We start from the raw sequence: 21923 nt of genomic DNA, 5'->3' as shown, positions 1-21923 counted from the left end.
GATTGCCAGCCGGGCGGGCAGCTGCAGCCAGCGCGGCACCGACGCGGGCATCACCTGCACCGGGTCGAACGTCACCGGCAGGTCGTAGAGCACCACGTACTTATCGGTGAGCGAGAAGTCGTGCATCATCGGCGACCCGGTCACCTCGATGTCGACCGTGCGACGGGCGCGGCCGTGGGTGTCGATCACCGAGTACTGCACCGTGCGTCCGCGCGCGAACGAGTACGACACCGCGTGCAGTTCGCCGGTCTTGGGATCACGGTGCGGGTGGGCGGTGTAGCCGCCGGCCAGCGTGCCGTCGAAGTCGCACGTCCCGACGGTGTCCAGCTCGTCGGTGAGTTCGTAGTTGGCGACTCCGCCTTCGACGAGCGCCAGGGTCTTTCCGGCATGGGCCAGCACGTTGGTGTTGGCGCCCAGGCCGAGCATGCCCGCCCGCGGGTCGATCCGGTCGGGCGTCGGCTCGCCGAGGGTGCCGCACACGGCCGGACTGCGCACCCAGCGGTTGCGGTACCAGCAGGCGTGGCCGTCGCGCAGCGCTACCCCGTGCACCATGCCGTCGCCGGTGAACCAGTGATAGGTGGCGGGGTCGACGTCGGCAGCGGGGTTAGGTCCGTTGCGCAGGTATCGCCCGTTGAGGTGCTCGGGGATGTGCCCGGTGACCTGCAAGTCGGTGGCGGTCACTTCGGCGCGCACCGGCGCCAGAAAGCCGCTGAGGTAAGGGTTGCGGGATTCGGCGATTTGTGTGGAAGTCATGGGCTGAACTCCTATAACATTGTTATTTCAACGTTATTTGAACGGTACGCCGCCGATGAGAAGATGGCAAGGATGACTTCGGAGACAACGTCAGCGCCGGGGCGCAGTGTTCGCGATGAGCTGCTGCACGCGGCAGTTAGCCTGCTGGACGAGCACGGGCCCGATGCGCTGCAGACCCGCAAGGTGGCCAGTGCCGCCGGGACCTCGACGATGGCGGTCTACACCCATTTCGGCGGGATGCGCGGGCTTATCGCCGAGGTCGCCGAGGAGGGGCTCCGGCAGTTCGACGCGGCGCTGACGGTGCCACAGACGGACGACCCGGTAGCCGACTTGTTCACCATCGGCGGCGCCTACCGGCGCTACGCGATCGAGCGTCCGCACATGTATCGCCTGATGTTCGGCAGCACCAGCGCACACGGCATCAATGCGCCCGCCCACAATGTCCTGATGCAGCCGATCCTGGAGATCGAGCAGCACTACCCCAGCTTTGCGCACCTGGTGCGCGCTGTGTGCCGATGCGTGCTGGCGGGCCGGATCAGCGTGGCTCCAGAGGTTTCCACCGACTCGGTCGCGGACGAAGCGATCGTGGCCATCGCGGCCCAGATTTGGGCGTTGATCCACGGGTTCGTCATGCTCGAAATGGCCGGCTACTACGGCGACGACGGCGCGGCCGTCGCCCCGGTGCTTGGCAGGATAACCTCGAATCTGCTTGTGGCGCTGGGAGATTCACCCGAGCTTGTGAGGAAGTCGCGGCGGGCGGCGACAAGGCCTGAGCAGGCCTGAGCACGCGAAAAGCCCCCAGGGGTCCGGGGGGCTTTTCGTGCAGTCGACCTACTTGACGGTGACGGTGGCGCCGGCGGCCTCGAGCTTGGCCTTGGCCTCGTCGGCGGCCTCCTTGGCGACCTTCTCCAGCAGGGGCTTGGGTGCGCCGTCGACCAGGTCCTTGGCCTCCTTGAGGCCCAGGCCGGAAACGATCTCACGGACAACCTTGATGACGCCGATCTTCTTGTCACCGGCGGCCTCGAGGATGACGTCGAACTCGGACTGCTCCTCGGCGGCCTCGGCCGGGGCTCCACCGGCTGCGGGGCCCGCGGCGGCGACCGCGACCGGAGCGGCCGCGGTGACCTCGAAGGTGTCCTCGAACTTCTTCACGAAGTCCGAGAGCTCCAGCAGGGTCATTTCCTTAAAGGCGTCGAGCAGTTCGTCGCTGGACAGCTTTGGCATGGTGTGGGTCCTTCCTGATTTTCTGGGGTTTTAAGGGTTTCTCGGGTGGTGGTGTTATTCGGCTTCGGCTTCAGCCGGCGCCTCAGAGGTCTCCGCGGTTGCCTCTGCGGCCGGCTCTGCAGCTGGCTCGGGGGCAGGCTCTGCGGCTGCCGCGGGGGCCGGCTCTGCAGCCTTCTTTTCCTGCAGTGCGGCCAGCAGCCGGGCCACCTGCGACGCGGGCGCATTGAACAGGCCGGCCGCCTTGGCGAGGTTGCCCTTCATCGCGCCGGCCAGCTTGGCCAGCAACACCTCGCGGGACTCCAGGTCGGCGATGCGCTCGACTTCGGCGACGGTCAGCGCGTGGCCGTCCATGTAGCCGCCCTTGATGACCAGCGCCTTGTTGTCCTTGGCGAAGGTCTTGATGGCCTTGGCGGCGTCGACCGGTTCGCCGGTGACGAACGCGATCGCCGTCGGGCCGGCGAACAGCTCGTCGAGGCCCTCGATACCGGCTTCCGAAGCCGCCCGCTTGATCAGCGTGTTCTTGGCAACCGAGTAGGTGGCCGATCCCGCCAGGGAGCGGCGCAGCTCAGCCAGGCTCGCCACCGTCAGACCGCGGTATTCGGTGATCAGCGTCGCGGTCGAGTCCTTGAACCGCTCTGCGATGTCTGCAACGGCGGTGGCCTTGTCAGCCTTTGCCATGCATACCTCCTTGGGAGTGAAGTCGTGCTGCGACTTGTCGCGACCACCTTGAAACGTCGGAGAACGCCGAACGCCCCGGCGCAGGAAGCGGCCGGGGCGTTGAAATACGCCGGCGTGCGCCGGCGATGATGCCTCGTCCTCCTGCGTGGGCCGCCAGGATGTTCCCGGACCTTCAACCGATTACTCGGTGACCGACGGTCTTCGGTGGATCGGCAACCACAATAGCGCGGCCCGACGCGATCAGCCAAAACCAGCCAAAACGACTAATCACCGAGCCGGCTGGCGGTGATTCCACGTGCGTTCGATCTGCCGCTCGAGGGCCGGATAGACGATCAGGTGCCGAAACGGCTTGATAAACGCCATGTAGGCCTCGCCGAAGCGGCCACGCGGCTTGACATAAACGGCCATCTGTCCCTGGTGGCGGCCGTCTCCGCGGTCGACCCAAGCCAGGTGCAGCACCCCGTGGACGGTGCGGTTAGAGATCTCGGCGGCGAATTCGTTCGCGGTCCGGTAGAGGGCCACAAAGGGCAGATTGTCGAAGTGAACGTCGTCGGCCGTGCCGCGCAGATCGGCCGGCAGTCGCTCGGCCAGTGAGTACTCCTGGGTCCCGGGAATCGGCAGCCGGTCCGCGCCGGCCGGCGCGGAGGCAGGAACGGCGACCCGGCCGATGGCGAACCATGCACCGAGGCGATCACGCAGGCCCCACAGCAGGCGCGTCGGCAAGGATTCGGCCTTGGCCGGGTTGAACTTCGCGGTCATCTCGACCGCGGCGGCAAAGTCGTCCGGTCCCCCACCGACCAAGGGCAGCGTCCAGACATCCTCGAGGGTGAAGTCGGCGACGACAGGGTGAATGCGCCATGGCTGCGCCAGCTGTACCTCGTTCGGAACGCGCACGTAAGCTCCTTTATACGGTGACGTATAAATCATAGTCGCGGCATCCTCAATCGGTCAATACGCCGCCGTATAATGCGGTGTCGTGCCAGCGAGAAAGACGCCTCCGGAGGCATGGATCGATGCGGCGCTGACCGCGCTGGCGGAGGGCGGCCCGAACGCCATCCGGATCGAGGCACTCGCGTCGTCGCTCGGCGTTACCAAGGGTGGCTTCTACGGCGAGTTCGCCGATCGCAACGCGCTGGTGGAGCGCGCGCTCGACACGTGGGAGCACGCGGTGGTCGACGACGTCATCGCCCGGATCGAGAACACCGACGACGACGCGCGCACGAAGCTGCGGCATCTGTTCTCTCTGGCGCGCGATCACGCCCGTGCCGGCCAGGGACTCGCGGTCGAACTGGCGATCCGCGACTGGGCCCGCCGCAGTCCCGGCGTCAGCGAGCGACTGCACCGCGTGGACAACCGGCGAATGGCGTACCTGCGCGCACTCTTCCGACAGATCAGCGTCGACGACAACGACGCGGAGGCGCGCAGCCTGCTGGCGTTCTCGCTGTTCGTCGGCGACAGCCTGATCACCGCCGAGCACGACGGCCACCCTCGGCGCGAGGTGGTCGGCCACGCCCTGGACAGGCTGCTCAGCTCCTCCTGGCACTGACCGCGGCGGGCAGGATCGTATGCGATGATCCGCGGCTATGAGCGACCTGAGCGACCTGAGCGACCTGAGCGACCTGAGCGACCAAGCCCAACCGCGCTGCAAGGTCATTCTCGAGGATTGGCACCCCGAAGTGGAGGCCGCCATTTGGTCGGATCCGTCACCCGATGCGCTGCGGACCGGCATCGACGCACTGGCAGAACTATTGGCCAGTCTTGTTGACCGCCCGGACGACGTCACCCTCGTCCTTCCTGTCGACGTACCGAACGCAGTGATGCGCCGAGACCCCTCCGTTCACGACGCGGCGGAGCGTGGTTCAGGGAATGTCGGCGGCCGAACGATGCTGCGCAAGGACGGCGGTGTCGAAGTCATTGTGGATGCCAATTCCCTGATCAACGCCGATAGCAGCGGCTTCAAACCCACCGCCGCCGGCCTCCCCAGTGTCAAGCCAGACGGCCTGCAGATGCTTCGCCGCACTGTCGCCCATGAAGCGCAGCACGCGATGATGGAGCTGCACGGGTCCGGGTTGGTCGCTTACCGATATCAGTCGACCTGGCAGGGAGCCCCTAATCTGCAGTTCGCTGTGGCAAGAAAGATGTGCGACGAGCATCGCGCCGAGTGGAACGCGGTTCAGGTTGTTGGCGCTGCAGCCCCGACCGCCGGCGAGGTTCTCGATGTCGTCTGCCCGATGGGTCAAGAACTCGCGGCGGCTGTTGACCGTTTTGAACAGTCCACGCGTGAGCCAATCGATATCAAACAGCTCAAGGACGATGTGTATGCGGCGTGTATCCCCCTTTGGACCTGGGTTGCTTACTGGGCCGCCGAGTATCGCGAGGGCGGCGACATAAGCGAGATCAGCGATGTGCCTGGAGAGATTGCGCGGTTAAAGGTGTGGCAGCGATACGTGGGCCCAACATGGCAAACGATGGCGACAGCGCTGAGTCAACTACCGGTGGCCCTGGCGGCCTCGCCGGAAGCGCTGCATCAGGCAGCCAGGAGGGTCGCTGTGGCGGTGGGGAACTCGCTCGAATACATCGGGTTTCGCCACCATGACAGTGCCACCTTGAATGAACTCTTTCATATCGCGCGCCACGACTTTCCCTCAGCGCGCGAGTAGGTACATCACAGCCCGGCGAGCCTGGCCGCGCCGACCAGGCCGGCGTCGCCACCGAGCTCGGCCGGCACGACGCGCAGACCGGCCAGAAAGTCCAGGCGGGCATAGTCGGCCAATGCCGCGCGCAGCGGATCGAAAAGCAGGGGGCCGGATTTGGCGACGCCTCCCCCGATGACGACGAGGTCCAGGTCGCACACCGCCGCCACCGAGGCGATCATCGCCGCGAGCGCGCCTGCGCCCCTGCGGAACGCCTGCATCGCCACCGGATCCCCCAGCGCCGCCGCATCGGCCAGCTCTTTGGCGCCGGCGCCGGGCAGCGCGGACCAGCCGTTGGCGCGCGCCCAGCGCGCCATCCACGGGCCGGAAGCGACGGTCTCCACGCAGCCGCGACCGCCGCAGGTACACACCTCGCCGTGTTGTTCGACGACCACGTGGCCGACGTGGCCGGCATTGCCGGTGCGGCCGGTGTACGGAACGCCATCGAGCACCAATCCGCCGCCCACGCCGGTGGACACCACCATGCCCAGCAGGAAGCGGGCGTCCCGTCCCGCGCCGCGCCAGTGCTCGCCCAGCGCCATGCACACCCCGTCGCCGCCGAGTCGCACCGGCACCCCGGGCACCCCGGGAATCACGGCCGCGACCCTGTCCCGCAGCGGGAAACCGCGCCAGGCCGGAATGTTGATCGGGCCGACGGTTCCGTCGGGCAGGTGGACTGGCCCGGACGCGGCGATGCCCACCGCGGCGACCGCGCCGCCGGCCGCGCGCAACGCGTCGGCGATCATCGCGCCGACCGCGGCCCAGACCTGTTCGGCGTCGCTGCTTGCCGGGGTCGGACGGGTGGCGGTGTAGACCAGTGTGCCGTCCGGATCGGCCAGGCCGGCGGCGATCTTGGTGCCGCCGATGTCGAGACAGAGGGTGAGCATCAGTGTCGGTGGGTGTTGTCGGGTTGGCGTGGGTCGCCGGGATGCTCGTAGCCGGGGGCCAGCTCGACCAGCGCCGAACGGCGCGCGTCCAGCCACACCCGGAAGGCACGTCGCCGCGCGGCGCCCAACAGATGCTCGGCGATCATGGACCGCACCTGCTCAAACGGCGGCACGACGGGCGACGGGGCCCGCCAGCCGTCGCTGCCGAGGCGTGGCGGGGCGAACCGGAGCGGGTTGCGGGCATGGAAGTCGCCCACCTCGTGGTCGCCGACCCGCACCCCCGCAGTGACGTCGGCGAACAGCGCCCGCGCGCGCCAATCCGCCAGGGCCGCCGCGGCCACGCTGCCGATCTCCAGCCGGGCCGTCACGTCGGGCAACAGTTCGGCCTCCGCCGGAGCGTCCGCCGCGGTCAACCCGCGCGCGGCCGCCTCGGCGGCCACCACCCGCTCGGTCACGATCAATTGGGTAAGCCAGCGCCGCAGTTGACGTCCCTCGCTGGTGCCGGTGGCCGGCAGCGCGGCCCCGCGCGGACCGTTACGCAGCCGCGCTTCGGCCGCGTCGACCTCATCGACCGGAACCGGGGCGCCGGCCACCGTCGCGACCAGTTGCACGCTCATGTGACCGTCACCTGCACCGCCGGTGAGTAGAGCAGCCGGCCGGCGCAGCCGATCCGCACTAGGGCCCACCACTGGCCGGGTTCCAGCCAGGCCGGAGGGCTCACGTCGAAGCCGAGTTCGAGCGTGCCGCGGGCGGGCAGGGCGGCGCCGAACGCCGCAGGGCCGATCCACTCCCAGGTGCCCCACGGGCTGATCAGATGCGCCTCCAGCGCCAACTCGGCGCAGGCATGGCTGCCCACCGTGACGGTCAGCCGCGCCGTATCGCCGGCCGCCAGGGCGATGTCGGCGGGGCCGCTGGGGCCGTCGGGGCCGTCGGGGCCGTCCAAGAGGTAGACCAGCTCCGCTTCGTGGCGCGCACCGACCTGCACGACGCAGACGTCCTCGACCACCTGGCGCCAGGCCTCCGGCGCTGGGTAATCGCTGGCGTGGGTGATCCGCAGCTGCGCCCGGACCGGGTATGGGCCCGGTTGCGCGCGAGCCGGAACCGCCAGCACGACGTCGGCCTCCACGTGCTCGGCGGCGCACAGCGTGAACGGAAGCTCGGCGGGTGCCGCCTTCCAGCCGTCCGGGCACACCACCGCCACGGTGCCGCTCAGCGTGGCGTCGCTGCAGTCGCTGGCCGCGGTGAGCCGCAGCACCACCTCGTCGCCCGGCTCGGCGGTCGCTGACTGAGGGTGCAGGTGCGCGACTGCGGGCAATCCGCCGAGTGGTGCTGGGCCGCGGTTGTGCAGCCAATACCTCGCGTACAGCGGCTGGGCGGCTTCAACTTGCGGGGCCTGTAGGGCCAGCTGGGCGGCGCTCGCGCCCAGCGTGGGTACCTCGAGCCGGGCCCGCACGGTGGCCACCTGGTAGCCGTGCAGGTCCACCGACCGTTTGCGGCGTCCCGACTTTTCCAGCGGCGTTTCCAGCAGGTCGGCAAGCTGCAGCGCGCGCACCTTGCCCAGCTCGGAGCCGATGGCGACGCGGGTGCTGTTCCCGGTCGTTTCCACCAGCCGCAGGGCCACGGCGCCGGGGTCAACCGGCACGGCGCTGCCGCCCGCCAGCGGGTTGCCGGCCGCCTTTAGGGCGCCCAGGTGCACCGAGTCGGCGGGATCGACATGCAGCAGCGAGCCCACCGGCGCCAGCCGTCCCTGCCGTCCCTGTGGGGCCTGCGCGATAAGGGCGAGCAGCGGGTGGGAGAACTGCGCACTGCGGCTGGGGATCTGCGCGTGCCGCCAGTCGCCGTCCCCGCTCACCAGTGCGTAGTCGAAAACGTGTGTCCAGTGCTGAAGTTGGAAGTTCGAGCCGTCGGGCGTGGTGCGGCGCGGCTCGTCGATCCAGACGCCGGACGGCCAGCCGGTGCAGGACCGCATCAGCGCGCTATGCAGGGTGCCGTCCGTCTCGACGGCGAAGCTCGGGACTCCACGGTTGAGCAGCGCGACGGTGCGGGCATCGAAAGGTTCCATTTCCGCTGGGACCTGCTGGGTGACGACGATCTGGGCGTCGGCGAGGTCGTCGGTCACCGACGCGATCGCGGCGCCCAGGCTCTTCTCGTCCGACCCGTCGATCACCAACACCGGCAACGCCCGTACAGAACGCAGGTCGGCGCCGGGCGACCAAACCTCCGCCAACGAGGTCGCCGCCGGCACCCACACCCGGGCCCGGCCGGTCTCGGCCAGCTGCCGGCCGAGTTCTTTGGTGTACACCGGATCGGCCTGCGCCAGCACGGCTTTGGTGAAGGTGTTGCGGGTCGGCCCGCCCAGCGCGATCCGCGTATCCGGCAGGTTGGAGTCGACGTCGAGGTGGCCGTAGCGGGGCTTGTCGGCACCGCTGCAGGTAGCCGTGACGCCGGCGCGAACCAGCGCGACCATCAGGTCGCGCGCCAGCGGGCCCGACACTGCCTCGGCGGGCGACACCACCTCGGCCACCGACACTGCCCGCACCGAATCGTCGACGCGCACCCGGGCCGCCGAGGACAGCCCGAACCAGCTGTAGGCCGGGTTGTCCAGCGTCCGCAGGTGCTCGGCGGTGTCGACCGATTCGGGTCCCCCAGAAGCCTTGTGCAGCAACGCAAAACCGCGCCCCACGACGGCGTCACCCACCTCACTGACGGGCATTGCGCCCGGCACCGGACACGGCCAGCGCAGCCGCACCAAGCGGTCTTCCCCGATGAACTCGTCGATGGTGGTGCGGCAATCCACCCGCGCCAGGCCGCGCCACAGGGTCAGCGTCTGGGTGTAGCGCAGCAGCGCGCCGATCGCGCCGCGCACCACGAGCCGCTGGCCGAGCGGGCCCTGGTAGGCCTGGACCCGGGCGGGCGATTCCGAGGAGCACACCACCGGACCCTTGGGCAGCAGCTGCCACGGCCCCTCACCCTGCGTCGGGTGCGATGGGTATTCCTCGTAGACGGCGAGCTCGTTGCCCACCCGGCCGTCGGCGATCAGCTCACGGCTGGCATGAATCAACTCAACAAGGGAAGCGACCCCGCCGCCGCGGACCGCGTCGACCGTGAGCCGGTAGTGCTCGTTGGAAATGCTGAACCCGCCCACCGGCCGCCAGCGCGCCTCTGGTCCCCCGGGGACCAACCGGTAGGCCCGCCAGCCCAGTGACGGGACATCGCCCGCCAGCCAGGTGACCGACCGCCCGTCGTCCTCGACATGCGCCGGTACTTCGGCGCCGTCGGTGTCAAGCACCCGCACACCGGCGCCAAGCGGCGAGTCGAGTCGGGCGGTGACCCGGGCGGTGACAATGTCGGTGCGCCGCTGGGCCAACGGGTTCCACACGATCACATCACCGGCCTGAGTATCCAAGGCGCCGGACAGCAATTCCAGGGCGTTGTCGCGGACTGCGCGGCCCAGCTCCCACGCGTCGCGCCAACCGGTCAGCAGGTCGAGGTAGACCTGGTCGGACTCCGAGCCGGTGATGGCGTCGTGGTGTGCGCCGTAAGCCAACTGCACCCACGCCTTGGCCAGCGCCGCCTGCGGGTAGTCGACGCCGCTCATCAGCGCGGCGAACACGGCGAAGCGCTCGGCGTCCAAGACAGCGTTTTCGGCGGCCCGGTTGGCTTGTTTGGTGTCGATGTAGGACACGTCCTTGCCGGTGTAGATCGGGTTCATGTCGCGGGTTTGCGGCGAGGGCGCACCCCCCTTTTCCGCCAGCTCGGCGCGCACCGCCGCGAAGAACTCGCGCGGTATCGCGCAGACGAACCGCGGCCAGGTGTAGCGCGCGCCCCAGTCGCGATGAATCTCGGTGACCCACTTGTTCGGTGGGGTGTAGTCGGTGCCAACCGGCAGCAGCACGTTGCGGGTGAGCGCGACCCTCTTCAGCTGGTGGAACAGCTTGAGGGTGGCGACCTCGGCCTCGGTCAGCGAGGTCGACGAATCCATCCCCCAGCCCGCCCCATAGTGCGCGGGCATGTAGTGGGTGAGCAGGCCACGACCCGACGGCGCGATCCACTCGAATTCGCTGCAGAACTGCATGCGGCGCACCCCCCCACCTTCTGGGCCGCCCTGGGCCGGACCCCATTGGTGGTGCGGTCCGCGGGCCCACGAGCTCGACGTCAGGCCGGCGTCGGCTGCGAACCCCGGGAATTGCGGGTCGTGGCCGAACACGTCCAGCTGCCACGCGGTGGCCGGGTCGGCACCCAGCACGTGACGTTGAAACCCGTTGCCGTGCACCAGGTTTCGGATGGTCGTTTCCGGGCCGGTGAGGTTGGTGTTGGGTTCGTTATAGGTGCCGCCCATGATCTCGACGCGGCCTTCGGCGATGAAGCGGCGCAGATCGGGGCGATCCTCGGGGTGGGTGTCCCAGTACGGCTTGAGGTAATCCACTTCGGCGAGCACGAATTTGTACTCGGGCTCGCGGCGGGCCATCTCCAGATGCGCGTGCACCAGTTCGAAGCCGTTGGTCTGCCGGCCCGGCGGCTCCTGCGCCCATTCGCTGGTGTAGGCGCCCTGCGTGTTCCACCACACCGGGTCGTAGTGGAAGTGGCTGACCATGAACATCGTCCAACCGGGCTCGGCCACCGTGAAGTCGAAGTGCGCGCTGGCACCGGCGGCGCGCACCCGCGCGGCCCGCCGCTGACCGACAACGGGCCGCGCAACGATGACCGGGACCTCGACAACCTCCTGGCCGGCCTCGACGAGCGTCTCCCCAGTCAGCCCGTCGCCGTCGATGCGGACTGGCGTCGGCTCGGCGACCCCGGTGACGTTGACGCGGGCCAGTTGGATCGGCGCGTCCGGCGGGCCAACGAAAAGTTCGGTCGATTCCGCCGAAATCACCTGCATGGCAAAAGCATGTCACCCCTTGGTGGAAAGCTCCCTGCCATGAGTTGATCTGACCAAATCGTCGACCAGGAGGATTGAGAATGCCCGCCCTCGCCCCGCCCGTTGCAGACGAACGCAGCGCACTGCGCGAATACTTGGCCTTCCACCAAAGCGCATACTTCGCGGTTTCGTATGGCCTCACCGACGAACAGGCCCGCTCTTCACCGTCGGTCAGTGCGCTGTCGATCGGGGGGCTGGTCAAGCACACCACCGGTCTGCAGCGCAGCTGGATGGGACGCGTGGCCGCCGCGCCGCAGGCACCGCCGAAGGACCCTCGGCCGTTCGAGGTGATCTCCAAGGAGTTCGGGGACCAGCACATGATGCGGCCCGACGAGACGCTGGAAGGGCTGCTCGAGGCGTTCAAGGTCCAGAGCGCGAAATCGCTGCGGCTGGTGGAAACCGCGGACCTCGATACCGAGGTGCCCGTTCCGCACGAGATCCCGTGGTTCCCCAAAGACCAGGAGGCCTGGTCAGTGCGCTGGGTGATCCTGCACGTGATCAACGAGCTCGCCCGGCACGCCGGGCACGCCGACATCATCCGGGAGACCATCGACGGCGCCACGATGTACGACTTGATCGCCGGGCTGGAGGGCTGGGAAATCGCGGGGTGGGTCAAGCCCTGGACCCGCGGGTAGAAACGACAGCGTGCCCCCCAGCAGAACCGGAATCGCGCGCCGCGAGACGCCCGACGCCCCAGATGGGTGTGTCGAGCTCTACTACGAGGAACTCGGCGACCCGGCCGGCCCGCCTGCGCTGCTCATCATGGGCCTCGGCGCCCAGCTGCCCATGTGGCCTGACGGTTTTTGCGCCCGGCTCGTCGACCGCGGCTACCGCGTCATCCGCTTCGACCACCGCGACACCGGGCTGTCGGCCAAGATGCACGGGCTGCGCGCCCAAGGCTCGATCTACCTACGGATCGGCCGCTATCTGCTGGGCCGGCCCAGTCGCGTGCCGTACACCTTGGTCGACATGACCCAGGACGTGGTCGCACTGCTGGATCACTTGGGGATCACCCGCGCACACGTGGTCGGCGCGTCGCTCGGCGGCATGATCGCGCAGATCCTGGCCGCCGCCGAGCCGGACCGGGTGGCGTCGCTGGGCGTCATCATGTCGACCACGGGCAAGCCACTGTCCGCACTGCCGGCCTGGCGGGTCATCAGGCTGGCGTTCCACTCACCGGCCAAAGACGCCCCGGCCGAGGAGAAGTTGGCGTCCGAAGTGCGCAACATCGCGGTGTTCAACGGGCCGAATTTTCTGCCGCCCGAACCCGAGCTGCGACGGCGTGTGCGGGAACTCGCGGACCGCTGCACCTACCCGGCCGGCATGCTGCGCCAGTTCGACGCCGTGCTGGGCACCGGCAGCCTGCTCGGCTACAGCAAGGCGATCACCGCGCCGACCGTGGTGCTGCACGGCTCGGCGGACCCCATGGTGCGGCCGCGCAACGGCCGCGCGGTTGCGGCGGCCATTCCCAGCGCGCGATTCGTCGTGGTCGACGGAATGGGACACGACCTTCCCGAACCGGTGTGGCCGCCGATCATCGAGATCCTGTGCGAGAACTTCGCCCGCGCACCCCGGTGAGCGGGCTCACACGAATTGGGACTTGACACCACAGTTTTGGCACACTGCTTCAATGAGCTCCACCAAACACCGCGAGGTGGCCAAGCTTGATCGGGTGCCCCTGCCAGTGGAAGCGGCCCGGATGGCCACCACTGGTTGGCAGGTCACCCGCACCGCCGCCCGCGTCGTCAGCAAGCTGCCGGGCAAGGGGCCGTGGCAGTCCAAGGTGATCAAACAGCTACCCCAGACCTTTGCCGATCTGGGTCCGACGTACGTGAAGTTCGGACAGATCATCGCGTCCAGCCCCGGCGCATTCGGCGAACCGCTGTCCCGCGAGTTCCGCGGCCTGCTTGACCGAGTGCCGCCGGCCGACACCAAAGAGGTGCACAAGCTCTTCGTTGAAGAGCTCGGTGGTGACCCTGCCGAGCTGTTCGCCGAATGGGACGAAGAGCCGTTCGCGTCGGCGTCCATCGCGCAGGTGCACTACGCGACGCTGCACAGTGGCGAGGAGGTCGTCGTCAAGATACAGCGACCGGGCATCCGCCGCCGAGTCGCCGCCGACCTGCAGATCCTGAAGCGGTTCGCGCAGGCCGTGGAACTGGCCAAGCTGGGCCGCCGGCTGTCGGCACAAGATGTGGTCGCCGACTTCGCCGACAACCTGGCCGAAGAGCTGGACTTCCGCCTCGAGGCCCAGTCGATGGAGGCCTGGGTCTCGCACCTGCACGCCTCGCCGCTGGGCAAGAACATCCGGGTGCCGGACGTGCACTGGAAATTCACCAGCGAGCGGGTGCTGACGATGGAACGGGTGCAAGGCATCCGGATCGACGACGCCGCCGCCATCCGCAAGGCGGGATTCGACGGCACGGAGCTGGTCAAGGCCCTGCTGTTCAGCCTGTTCGAGGGCGGGCTGCGACACGGGCTGTTCCACGGCGACCTGCACGCCGGCAACCTCTACGTCGACGACCAGGGCCGCATCGTGTTCTTCGACTTCGGGATCATGGGCCGCATCGATCCCCGCACCCGGTGGCTGCTGCGCGAGCTGGTCTACGCGCTGCTGGTGACGAAGGACCACGCCTCGGCCGGCAAAATCGTCGTGCTGATGGGAGCCGTGGGCACCATGAAACCCGAGGCCGAGGCCGCCAAGGATCTGGAGAAGTTCGCCACCCCGCTGACCATGCAGACGCTTGGCGACTTGTCCTACGCCGACATCGGCCGCCAGCTCTCGACGCTGGCCGACGCCTACGACGTCAAGCTGCCGCGCGAGCTGGTGCTCATCGGCAAGCAGTTCCTCTACGTCGAGCGCTACATGAAACTGCTCGCACCGAGGTGGCAGATGATGTCCGACCCGCAGTTGACGGGCTACTTCGCCAACTTCATGGTCGAGGTCAGCCGCGAGCACCAATCCGACTTAGAGGTTTAGAGGAGGTCTAGTGGAACTCCGCACCGGTAACGCCACTTCGGGTGACCTCAAGCTCTACTACGAGGACATGGGCGACATCGACCACCCGCCCGTACTGCTGATCATGGGGCTGGGCGCCCAGCTGCTGCTGTGGCGAACCGCGTTCTGCGAGAAGCTGGTTGGCCAGGGCCTGCGCGTCATCCGGTACGACAACCGCGACGTGGGTCTGTCCAGCAAGACCGAGCATCGCAGCTCGGGGCAGCCGCTTGTCACCCGGCTGGCCCGGTCCTGGCTCGGTCTGCGCAGCAGGGCGGCGTACACGCTCGAGGACATGGCCGAAGACGCCGCCGCCCTGCTGGATCATCTGGACATCAAGCAGGCCCATATCGTCGGGGCGTCGATGGGCGGCATGATCGCCCAGATCTTCGCCGCACGGTTCCCCGAGCGGTCGAAAACCTTGGCGGTCATCTTTTCCAGCAACAATTCAGCGTTCCTGCCGCCGCCGGCTCCGCGCGCCTTGCTGGCGCTGCTGAAGGGCCCGCCCCCGAATTCGCCGCGCGAGGTGATCATCGACAACGCGGTCCGTGTCAGCAATATCATCGGCAGCCCGCGCTACCGCATGCCCGAAGAGCAGATTCGCACAGACGCCGCAGAGGGATACGACCGTAACTACTACCCGCAAGGCGTTGCCCGGCATTTCAGCGCGGTCATGGGCAGCGGCAGCCTGGCGCACTACAACCGGCGCATAGTCGCACCGACCGTGGTGATCCACGGACGCGCCGACAAGCTGATGCGGCCCTTCGGCGGCCGCAGGGTAGCGCGCGCGATCGACGGCGCTCGATTGGTGTTATTTGACGGCATGGGCCATGATTTGCCCCAACAGCTGTGGGAACGGTTGATCGGCGCGCTGACGAATAACTTCGCCAAGGCCGCCTAACTCAAAGCAAAGAAGTAACTGCCCCTGCGGGTTTCGCGGAGAAACCCCCACCGGGTTGTACGGTTGCCTAAGGAGGTTGTTTCATATGACCAAGCTGAGACCTTATTACGAAGAGTCGCAGGCGACCTACGACATTTCGGACGACTTTTTCGCGTTGTTCCTGGATCCCAACATGGTCTACACCTGCGCATACTTCGAGCGCGACGACATGACCCTCGAAGAGGCGCAGCTCGCCAAGCTGGATTTGGGGCTGGACAAGCTGAACCTCGAGCCGGGGATGACGTTGCTGGATGTCGGGTGCGGCTGGGGCGGGGCGGTGGTCCGGGCCGTTGAGAAGTATGACGTCAATGTCATCGGCATCACACTTAGCCGGAATCACTACGAGCGGACTAAAGCCAGGCTCGCCGCGATCCCCACGACGCGGCGGGCCAACGCGCGGCTGCAGGGCTGGGAGGAGTTCGACGAGCGGGTCGATCGCATCATCAGCTTCGAGGCCTTCGACGCATTCAAAAAGGAGCGTTGGCCCGCGTTCTTCGATCGCAGCTACGAGCTCCTGCCCGACGACGGCCGGATGCTGTTGCACAGCATTTTCACGTATCCGCAGACGCACTGGCGCGAGGTCGGCATCACCGTCACGATGAGTGATCTGCGGTTCTTTCGCTTCCTCGCGACGGAAATCTTCCCCGGCGGGGGGATGTGCGGCGAAGCCGATATCGTCGACAATTCCTGGGCCAGCGGGTTTTCGATCGATGAAATTCAATATCTGCAGGAACACTACGCGCGCACTTTGGACATGTGGGCGGCAAATCTGCGGGCCAGCCGCGAACGCGCCATCGCCATCCAATCCGAAGAGGTCTATGACCGCTTCATGCGCTACCTGACCGGCTGCGCGAACCTCTTCCGTAAAGGCATCTCCAATGTCGGCCAGTTCACCCTCACGAAGTAGACTGTCAAATCAGCTGCCCCGCCCGCGCTGAACAAGTGCGGCTTCCAGGCCCTGACCTGGGATGATTCGGTCGCCGTTTCGTGGTGCCGCGCCGAGTCGGATAGCATGTCCGTCGCGGGCATGGGGGACATTCCCGGTGCGTTTTGGCGCAACCACTAACGGGCCTGCAACTTCAGAAAGGCAGACACTGTATTGGCTGCGAAATTGACGCCGCACTTCGCTGATGTGCAGGCGCACTACGACCTATCCGACGACTTCTTCCGGCTGTTTCTGGACCCGACCCAGACCTACAGTTGCGCCTTCTTCGAGCGCGAGGACATGACGCTGGAAGAGGCACAGATCGCCAAGATCGATTTGGCGCTGGGCAAGCTGGGCCTGCAGCCCGGGATGACGTTGCTCGATATCGGCTGCGGCTGGGGCTCCACGATGCGGCGGGCGATCGAAAAGTACGATGTCGACGTCATCGGCCTGACGTTGTCGAAGAACCAGGCCACCCACGTGCAGAAGTCGTTCGACCAAATGGACAGCCCACGGGGCAAGCGGGTGTTGCTTCAGGGCTGGGAACAGTTCGCCGAACCCGTCGACCGCATCGTGTCCATCGGCGCGTTCGAGCACTTCGGCCACGACCGCTATGACGACTTCTTCAACATGGCCCACTCCCTTCTGCCCGCTGACGGGAGGATGCTGCTCCACACGATCACCGGTTTGATCGGAACGCAGATCGCCGAGCGCGGCATGCCGCTGACGTTCGAGATGGCCCGCTTCGCCAAGTTCATCGTCACCGAAATCTTCCAGGGTGGCCGGTTGCCGTCGATCGAGAAGGTGGAGGAGCACTCGTCGAAGGCGGGTTTCCGCCTGACCCGCCGACAGTCGCTGCAGCCGCACTACGCCAAGACCCTCGACCTGTGGGCCGAGGCCCTAGAGGCGCACAAGGACGAAGCCATCGAGGTTCATTCCGAAGAGGTCTACCAGCGCTACATGAAGTACCTGACCGGCTGCGCCAACTCCTTCCGGACCGGTTATATCGACGTCAACCAATTCACCCTGGAAAAGTAATTGGGTACCCGAGTCAGGCTGGCATCTGGCGGAACTCGACCGAAAAAGCCGGGGTCAAGCAGCCTTAAATACATGGGATGCGCTGGGCCGCGTGTAGGGTCCCGAGGATGGCTACCTGGTGAGGTTGCCCGCCATAGGAGGGCGTATGTCTAACAACTCAACGGGCTCCGCGCATACGCAGCAGCACACCGACGACGTGCAAGCCCACTACGACCTCTCGAACGAGTTTTTCGCGCTGTTCCAGGATCCGACGCGCACCTATAGCTGCGCGTATTTCCCACGCGAGGACATGACCCTGCACGAAGCGCAGCTCGCGAAGCTCGACCTGACACTAGGCAAGCTGGGACTGGAGCCGGGGATGACCCTGCTCGACGTCGGCTGTGGCTGGGGTTCGACGATGAAACACGCCATCGAAAAGTACGACGTCAACGTCGTCGGACTGACCCTGTCCAGAAACCAGGTCGAACACTGCCGACAAATGCTCGACACTGTCGACACCAACCGTTCGCACCAGGTCTACCTGCGCGACTGGGGCGCGTTCAGCGACCCGGTGGACCGGATCGTCACCATCGAAGCGCTGGAGCATTTCGGTTTCGAGCGCTACAACGACTTCTTCAAGTTCGCCTACAACATCCTGCCCGCCGACGGTGTAATGCTGCTGCACTCAATCACCGGTCTGACGGGAGGGCAGATCGTCGAGCGCGGCATGCCCGTGTCGTTTGAGATGGCTCGCTTCATCAAATTCATCGTGACCGACATCTTCCCGGGTGGCCGGCTGCCGTCGATCGAGAAGATCGACGAGCACGCGATCAAGGCGGGTTTCAACGTGACCCGCGTCCAGTCGCTGCAGCTGGACTTCGCCAGGACCCTCGACTTCTGGGCCGCGGCGTTGGAGGAGCACAAGGACCAGGCCATCGAGATTCAGTCTGAAGAGGTCTACGAGCGCTATATGAAGTATCTGATCGGTTGCGCCAAGGCGTTTCGGATCGGCTACACCGACTGCAACCAGTTCACCTTGGAAAAGTAATCTAAGGCACGCCGAACCTTCGGTATGGTTGCACGTCACACACAACCGAGTTCGTGCGTGCGTTAAGGCAACGAAGATCTTCCAGGGGAGCAACACCGCAATGGCTGAGAAACCGACTGGCCCGACGAAGACGCGGACGCGGTTCGAAGACATCCAGGCGCACTACGACGTCTCGGATGATTTTTTCGCGCTGTTCCAGGACCCAACGCGGACCTACAGCTGCGCCTACTTCGAACCACCTGACATCACGCTGGAAGAGGCCCAGTACGCCAAGATCGACCTCAACCTGGACAAGCTGGACCTGCGGCCCGGCATGACGTTGCTGGACATCGGCTGCGGCTGGGGCACCACCATGAAGCGAGCCGTCCAGAAGTACGACGTCAACGTCATCGGCCTGACGTTGTCCAAGAACCAGCACGCTCGCAGCGAACAGGTGCTGAGCGAACTCGACACCACCCGCTCCCACCAGGTGCGGTTGCAGGGCTGGGAGGATTTCAACGAGCCCGTCGACCGCATCGTGTCGATCGAGGCCTTCGAGCACTTCGGGCACGAGAACTACGACGACTTCTTCAAGAGGTGTTTCAACATCCTGCCCGACGACGGCCGGATGACTGTGCAAAGCAGCGTGAGCTACCACCCCTACAACATGGCTGCCCGCGGTAAGAAACTGACCTTCGAGACGGTGCGGTTCATCAAGTTCATCATCACCGAGATCTTCCCGGGCGGCCGGCTGCCGTCTACCGAGATGATGGTCGAACACGGCGAGACGGCGGGCTTTATTGTCCCCGAGCCTCTTTCGCTGCGGCCGCACTACATCAAGACGCTGCGCATCTGGGGCGACACGTTGCAGTCCAACCGGGAGAAGGCCATCGAGGTCACCTCCGAAGAGGTCTACGACCGCTACATGAAGTATCTGCGCGGCTGCGAGCATTACTTCGCCGACGAGATGCTCGACTGCAGCCTGGTGACCTACCTCAAGCCGGGTGCTGTCGCCGCGTAGTTTTTGGTCCCGCGCGGCTGTCGGATTGCCTGCACATTGTTCGTCGAATAGGTAGAGAGTGGAGCAGAAGGGCTTCGCTCGCGACCGGAGGTGACGACAAATGCAGTACTTTGCCTTGTTGATCAGCAAGGAGCTAGAGCGCACGCCCGACGAGGCGGCGGACGAGATGGCCAAGTACCAGGACTTTCACGTCAAGGCCGCCTCGGCGATCCGCGCCGGCGATGCCCTGCACTCCGCTGCCGCCGCGGTGCGCATCACCGGCGGTCCCGACGCGCCGGTGGTCACCGACGGCCCGTTCGCCGAGGGCGCCGAGGTGGCGGGCGGCTACTACGTGTTCGAGGCCGAAAACCTGGACGAGGCTCTGGCTTTGGCGCGCGATATCCCGGTGGCCAGATACGGCGCGGTCGAACTGTGGCCGGTGTTCCACTCGTTCGAACCGTCCCGCAAGCTCACCGGGAACGACTGGCTCGCGTTGCTGCTGGAACCACCCGCATCCGCACACACACCGGGCACACCGGAGTGGGAGGCGATGTCGGCACGCCACGGAGAGTTCATGACCGCGGCGGGCGATCACGTGATCGGCGGCGCCGCATTGCACGAACGGTCCACGGCGACGACAGTGCGGGTGCGCGACGGCGAGGTGCTCATCACCGACGGACCGTATGTGGAAGGTGCCGAAATCGCCAGCGGCTTTTACCTGCTTGGCGCCGCCGACCGCGACGAGGCCGTCAAGCTCGCGTCGATGATTCCCGCTTCGGCTGTGCAGCTGCGGCAGTTCGTGGGGGTAGCCGGGCTGTAGATACCCCAATGGCCAGCCTGGACGGCGTCTTCCGCCGGGAATGGGGACCCGCCGTCGCCGCGCTCGCGCGATGGTCCGGTGACCTCTCCGTCGCCGAGGATGCCGTCCAGGAAGCCTGCGCCGAGGCGCTTCGCAGCTGGCCCCGCGACGGTGTACCCAACCATCCCGGCGGATGGCTTATCACCGTCGCCCGTAACCGCGCCCGGGACCGGCTGCGTCGCGAATCCGTCCGTCCCGGAAAGGAATTGGCGGCCTTGAAAAGCCATGTTGACGCAATCCGGGCGCGCACCGATCACACCGACCCGCATCCGGTCCGTGACGACGAGCTGCGGATGATGTTCACCTGCGCGCATCCGGCACTCGACCGGCAGTCGCAGCTGGCGCTCACGCTGCGGTTGGTCTCCGGGCTGACCGTCGCCGAGATCGCCCGCGCGCTGCTGCAGACGGAGGCGGCGGTCGGTCAGCGAATCACTCGCGCCAAGAACAAGGTCCGGCACGCCAACATCCCGCTGCGGGTGCCGCCCGCCGAGCTGCTGCCCGAACGCACACCGCACGTGCTCAGTTGCATCTACTCGGTGTTCACCGAGGGCTATTGGTCGACGGCGGGCCCGTCGGCGATTCGTGACGAGCTCTGCGACGAAGGGGTGCGGCTGGCCGGCGAGCTGTGCACGCTGATGCCGAGCGAGCGGGAGGCACACGCGTTGGCGGCCCTGGTGCTGCTGCACGATTCGCGACGGACAACCCGGATGGACGACGCCGGCGCGTTGGTGCCGCTCGAGGAACAAGACCGGCGCCGATGGGACCGCGGCCGGATGAGCCGCGGCCTGGACCGGCTGCGTCAGGCCGAGGGATCCACCGGCCCCTATCTGCCGCAGGCGGTGATCGCCGCGCTGCACGCGACGGCGCCGACCTGGGAACAGACCGACTGGACCGCCATCTGCGGGGCGTATGACCGGCTGCTGCAAATGACCGACTCTCCGGTGGTGCGCGCCAACCGCGCGCTGGCGGTCGGTTTTCGCGACGGCCCCGACACCGGCCTGGCCGCGCTGGACAAGGTGGCCCATGATCCCCGCCTGGCCCGCTCGAACCTCGTCGCAACGGTGCGCGCCGATCTGCTGCGCCGCGCGGGACGGCCCGCCGAGGCAGTCACCTGGTACCGAGTCGCCTTGGAGTCCAACGGATCTGAGCCCGGCCGCGACTTTCTGCGCCGGCGCATCGCCGAGTGCGGTGGGTAGGGCGAAAGCCTCGTCACATCCGTCACATGCGCCTCTGGGGGGAAGAGATAAAAGCCACCATCCGACCCTTGGTGACTCATGTGACGGATGGGGCCATCGATGCCCCGAGGCGCCCGAAGGCACCGACTCGCTACGCCTCGGCGAAGTTGCGGGTGATCGACGGGTCGACCGGAATACCCGGGCCCGTCGTCGTCGAGACCGTGATCTTCTTCAGGTAGCGGCCCTTGGACGACGACGGCTTGTGCCGCAGCACCTCTTCGAGCGCGGCGCCATAGTTCTCCGCCAGGTTCTTCTCGTCGAAGGACGCCTTGCCGATGACGAAGTGCAGGTTGGCCTGCTTGTCCACCCGGAAGTTGATCTTGCCGCCCTTGATGTCGGCCACGGCCTTGGCGACGTCGGGGGTGACGGTACCGGTTTTGGGGTTCGGCATCAGGCCGCGCGGACCCAGCACTCGAGCGATACGCCCGACCTTGGCCATCTGGTCAGGGGTCGCGATCGCGGCGTCGAATTCCAGCCAGCCACCCTGGATCTTCTCGATCAGGTCATCGCTGCCTACGACATCGGCGCCGGCGGCCTGGGCCTGCTCGGCCTTGTCCCCCACCGCGAACACGGCAACCCGGGCGGTCTTACCGGTGCCATGTGGCAGGTTGACCGTGCCGCGGACCATCTGGTCCGCCTTGCGCGGGTCGACACCGAGGCGGATCGCCACCTCGACGGTCGCGTCCTGCTTGGCCGACGACGTGTCCTTGGCGAGCTTGGCCGCCTACAGCGGGGTGTAGAGGTTGTTGCGGTCCACCTTCTCGGCGGCGGC

Annotated in this window: 20 protein-coding genes and 1 pseudogene; 13 read left to right on the top strand and 8 right to left on the bottom strand. The window is 66.9% G+C overall.

Annotation, left to right across the window (positions count from 1 at the left end):
* Window positions 1-753, bottom strand: a 753-nt coding sequence (locus ACLP9N_RS31590; protein WP_442411073.1) for a carotenoid oxygenase family protein, incomplete at its 3' end; no start/stop codon positions are given.
* A gap of 72 nt (window positions 754-825) precedes the next feature.
* On the opposite strand from ACLP9N_RS31590, the gene ACLP9N_RS31585 reads away from it, so the two are divergent.
* Window positions 826-1536: a TetR/AcrR family transcriptional regulator gene (locus ACLP9N_RS31585; RefSeq protein ID WP_442411072.1), complete on the top strand. Its 711-nt coding sequence runs from the start codon at window positions 826-828 to the stop codon at window positions 1534-1536.
* A gap of 48 nt (window positions 1537-1584) precedes the next feature.
* On the opposite strand, the gene rplL is transcribed toward ACLP9N_RS31585, so the two are convergent.
* The 3 genes from rplL to ACLP9N_RS31570 form a co-directional block, all read right to left on the bottom strand.
* The gene (gene rplL / locus ACLP9N_RS31580) at window positions 1585-1977 is read right to left on the bottom strand and encodes a 50S ribosomal protein L7/L12 (protein ID WP_442411071.1); all 393 of its coding nucleotides are present in this window, start codon (window positions 1975-1977) and stop codon (window positions 1585-1587) included.
* Between the two features lie 54 nt (window positions 1978-2031).
* On the bottom strand, window positions 2032-2655 hold the full coding sequence (gene rplJ, locus ACLP9N_RS31575) for a 50S ribosomal protein L10 (RefSeq protein WP_442411070.1): 624 nt from the start codon (window positions 2653-2655) through the stop codon (window positions 2032-2034).
* 267 nt (window positions 2656-2922) lie between these two features.
* Window positions 2923-3549 (bottom strand): DUF2867 domain-containing protein, encoded by a 627-nt coding sequence (locus tag ACLP9N_RS31570; protein ID WP_442411069.1) that lies wholly within the window; start codon window positions 3547-3549, stop codon window positions 2923-2925.
* Between the two features lie 82 nt (window positions 3550-3631).
* On the opposite strand from ACLP9N_RS31570, the gene ACLP9N_RS31565 reads away from it, so the two are divergent.
* Both ACLP9N_RS31565 and ACLP9N_RS31560 read left to right on the top strand, forming a co-directional pair.
* Complete coding sequence (locus ACLP9N_RS31565; protein ID WP_442411068.1) at window positions 3632-4201, top strand: TetR/AcrR family transcriptional regulator; 570 nt, start codon at window positions 3632-3634, stop codon at window positions 4199-4201.
* Between the two features lie 37 nt (window positions 4202-4238).
* Window positions 4239-5315 (top strand): hypothetical protein, encoded by a 1077-nt coding sequence (locus ACLP9N_RS31560; protein WP_442411067.1) that lies wholly within the window; start codon window positions 4239-4241, stop codon window positions 5313-5315.
* 5 nt (window positions 5316-5320) lie between these two features.
* Here the strand turns inward: ACLP9N_RS31560 and ACLP9N_RS31555 are convergent, their stop codons facing one another.
* Genes ACLP9N_RS31555 through ACLP9N_RS31545 form a run of 3 tightly spaced genes read right to left on the bottom strand, consistent with a single transcriptional unit; the run spans window position 5321 to window position 11117 of the window.
* Window positions 5321-6235: an ROK family protein gene (locus tag ACLP9N_RS31555; protein WP_442411066.1), complete on the bottom strand. Its 915-nt coding sequence runs from the start codon at window positions 6233-6235 to the stop codon at window positions 5321-5323.
* On the bottom strand, window positions 6235-6852 hold the full coding sequence (locus tag ACLP9N_RS31550; RefSeq protein WP_442411065.1) for a DUF7158 domain-containing protein: 618 nt from the start codon (window positions 6850-6852) through the stop codon (window positions 6235-6237). The genes ACLP9N_RS31555 and ACLP9N_RS31550 overlap by 1 nt, the downstream gene beginning before the upstream one ends.
* Window positions 6849-11117 carry an NEW3 domain-containing protein gene (locus ACLP9N_RS31545; RefSeq protein WP_442411064.1) on the bottom strand — a complete coding sequence of 1423 codons (4269 nt, stop codon included), beginning with the start codon at window positions 11115-11117 and terminating at the stop codon, window positions 6849-6851. The genes ACLP9N_RS31550 and ACLP9N_RS31545 overlap by 4 nt, the downstream gene beginning before the upstream one ends.
* 80 nt (window positions 11118-11197) lie before the next feature.
* Between ACLP9N_RS31545 and ACLP9N_RS31540 the strand changes: the two genes are divergently transcribed.
* The 10 genes from ACLP9N_RS31540 to ACLP9N_RS31495 all read left to right on the top strand — a co-directional run bounded on the left by ACLP9N_RS31540 (window position 11198) and on the right by ACLP9N_RS31495 (window position 21112).
* Window positions 11198-11791 (top strand): DinB family protein, encoded by a 594-nt coding sequence (locus tag ACLP9N_RS31540; RefSeq protein ID WP_442411063.1) that lies wholly within the window; start codon window positions 11198-11200, stop codon window positions 11789-11791.
* A gap of 10 nt (window positions 11792-11801) precedes the next feature.
* Window positions 11802-12734, top strand: coding sequence for an alpha/beta fold hydrolase (locus ACLP9N_RS31535; protein ID WP_442411062.1), 933 nt, complete (start codon window positions 11802-11804; stop codon window positions 12732-12734).
* A gap of 52 nt (window positions 12735-12786) precedes the next feature.
* Window positions 12787-14133: an ABC1 kinase family protein gene (locus ACLP9N_RS31530; protein WP_442411061.1), complete on the top strand. Its 1347-nt coding sequence runs from the start codon at window positions 12787-12789 to the stop codon at window positions 14131-14133.
* Between the two features lie 67 nt (window positions 14134-14200).
* The gene (locus ACLP9N_RS31525) at window positions 14201-15049 is read left to right on the top strand and encodes an alpha/beta fold hydrolase (protein WP_442411074.1); all 849 of its coding nucleotides are present in this window, start codon (window positions 14201-14203) and stop codon (window positions 15047-15049) included.
* An 85-nt stretch (window positions 15050-15134) separates the two neighbouring features.
* Window positions 15135-15995 carry a cyclopropane mycolic acid synthase family methyltransferase gene (locus ACLP9N_RS31520; RefSeq protein ID WP_442411060.1) on the top strand — a complete coding sequence of 287 codons (861 nt, stop codon included), beginning with the start codon at window positions 15135-15137 and terminating at the stop codon, window positions 15993-15995.
* Between the two features lie 192 nt (window positions 15996-16187).
* Window positions 16188-17051 carry a cyclopropane mycolic acid synthase family methyltransferase gene (locus ACLP9N_RS31515; protein WP_442411059.1) on the top strand — a complete coding sequence of 288 codons (864 nt, stop codon included), beginning with the start codon at window positions 16188-16190 and terminating at the stop codon, window positions 17049-17051.
* A gap of 145 nt (window positions 17052-17196) precedes the next feature.
* The gene (locus tag ACLP9N_RS31510; protein ID WP_442411058.1) at window positions 17197-18078 is read left to right on the top strand and encodes a cyclopropane mycolic acid synthase family methyltransferase; all 882 of its coding nucleotides are present in this window, start codon (window positions 17197-17199) and stop codon (window positions 18076-18078) included.
* Window positions 18079-18178: 100 nt separating this feature from the next.
* Window positions 18179-19078 carry a hydroxymycolate synthase MmaA4 gene (gene mmaA4, locus ACLP9N_RS31505; RefSeq protein WP_442411057.1) on the top strand — a complete coding sequence of 300 codons (900 nt, stop codon included), beginning with the start codon at window positions 18179-18181 and terminating at the stop codon, window positions 19076-19078.
* A 100-nt stretch (window positions 19079-19178) separates the two neighbouring features.
* Window positions 19179-19877 (top strand): YciI family protein, encoded by a 699-nt coding sequence (locus tag ACLP9N_RS31500; protein WP_442411056.1) that lies wholly within the window; start codon window positions 19179-19181, stop codon window positions 19875-19877.
* Between the two features lie 8 nt (window positions 19878-19885).
* Window positions 19886-21112, top strand: a complete 1227-nt coding sequence (locus ACLP9N_RS31495) for an RNA polymerase sigma factor (protein ID WP_442411055.1) — start codon at window positions 19886-19888, stop codon at window positions 21110-21112.
* 130 nt (window positions 21113-21242) lie between these two features.
* Here ACLP9N_RS31495 and rplA read toward each other — a convergent pair.
* A pseudogene (gene rplA, locus ACLP9N_RS31490) lies at window positions 21243-21923 on the bottom strand (50S ribosomal protein L1); the annotation flags it as partial.

The sequence above is a fragment of the Mycobacterium sp. genome (genome assembly GCF_052144515.1).
In the GTDB taxonomy this organism is placed as follows: Bacteria; Actinomycetota; Actinomycetes; order Mycobacteriales; family Mycobacteriaceae; genus Mycobacterium.
Note: the sequence above shows the minus strand (reverse complement) of the source record. Positions and strands in the feature narration are given on the sequence as shown.

Coding starts and splice junctions, on each gene's coding strand:
- ACLP9N_RS31585 (WP_442411072.1), top strand. CDS start 826: ATGACTTCGGAGACAACGTCAGCGCCGGGGCGCAGTGTTCGCGATGAG.
- rplL (WP_442411071.1), bottom strand. CDS start 1,977: ATGCCAAAGCTGTCCAGCGACGAACTGCTCGACGCCTTTAAGGAAATG.
- rplJ (WP_442411070.1), bottom strand. CDS start 2,655: ATGGCAAAGGCTGACAAGGCCACCGCCGTTGCAGACATCGCAGAGCGG.
- ACLP9N_RS31560 (WP_442411067.1), top strand. CDS start 4,239: ATGAGCGACCTGAGCGACCTGAGCGACCTGAGCGACCTGAGCGACCAA.
- ACLP9N_RS31555 (WP_442411066.1), bottom strand. CDS start 6,235: ATGCTCACCCTCTGTCTCGACATCGGCGGCACCAAGATCGCCGCCGGC.
- ACLP9N_RS31550 (WP_442411065.1), bottom strand. CDS start 6,852: ATGAGCGTGCAACTGGTCGCGACGGTGGCCGGCGCCCCGGTTCCGGTC.
- ACLP9N_RS31545 (WP_442411064.1), bottom strand. CDS start 11,117: ATGCAGGTGATTTCGGCGGAATCGACCGAACTTTTCGTTGGCCCGCCG.
- ACLP9N_RS31540 (WP_442411063.1), top strand. CDS start 11,198: ATGCCCGCCCTCGCCCCGCCCGTTGCAGACGAACGCAGCGCACTGCGC.
- ACLP9N_RS31530 (WP_442411061.1), top strand. CDS start 12,787: ATGAGCTCCACCAAACACCGCGAGGTGGCCAAGCTTGATCGGGTGCCC.
- ACLP9N_RS31525 (WP_442411074.1), top strand. CDS start 14,201: ATGGGCGACATCGACCACCCGCCCGTACTGCTGATCATGGGGCTGGGC.
- ACLP9N_RS31520 (WP_442411060.1), top strand. CDS start 15,135: ATGACCAAGCTGAGACCTTATTACGAAGAGTCGCAGGCGACCTACGAC.
- ACLP9N_RS31510 (WP_442411058.1), top strand. CDS start 17,197: ATGTCTAACAACTCAACGGGCTCCGCGCATACGCAGCAGCACACCGAC.
- mmaA4 (WP_442411057.1), top strand. CDS start 18,179: ATGGCTGAGAAACCGACTGGCCCGACGAAGACGCGGACGCGGTTCGAA.
- ACLP9N_RS31500 (WP_442411056.1), top strand. CDS start 19,179: ATGCAGTACTTTGCCTTGTTGATCAGCAAGGAGCTAGAGCGCACGCCC.
- ACLP9N_RS31495 (WP_442411055.1), top strand. CDS start 19,886: ATGGCCAGCCTGGACGGCGTCTTCCGCCGGGAATGGGGACCCGCCGTC.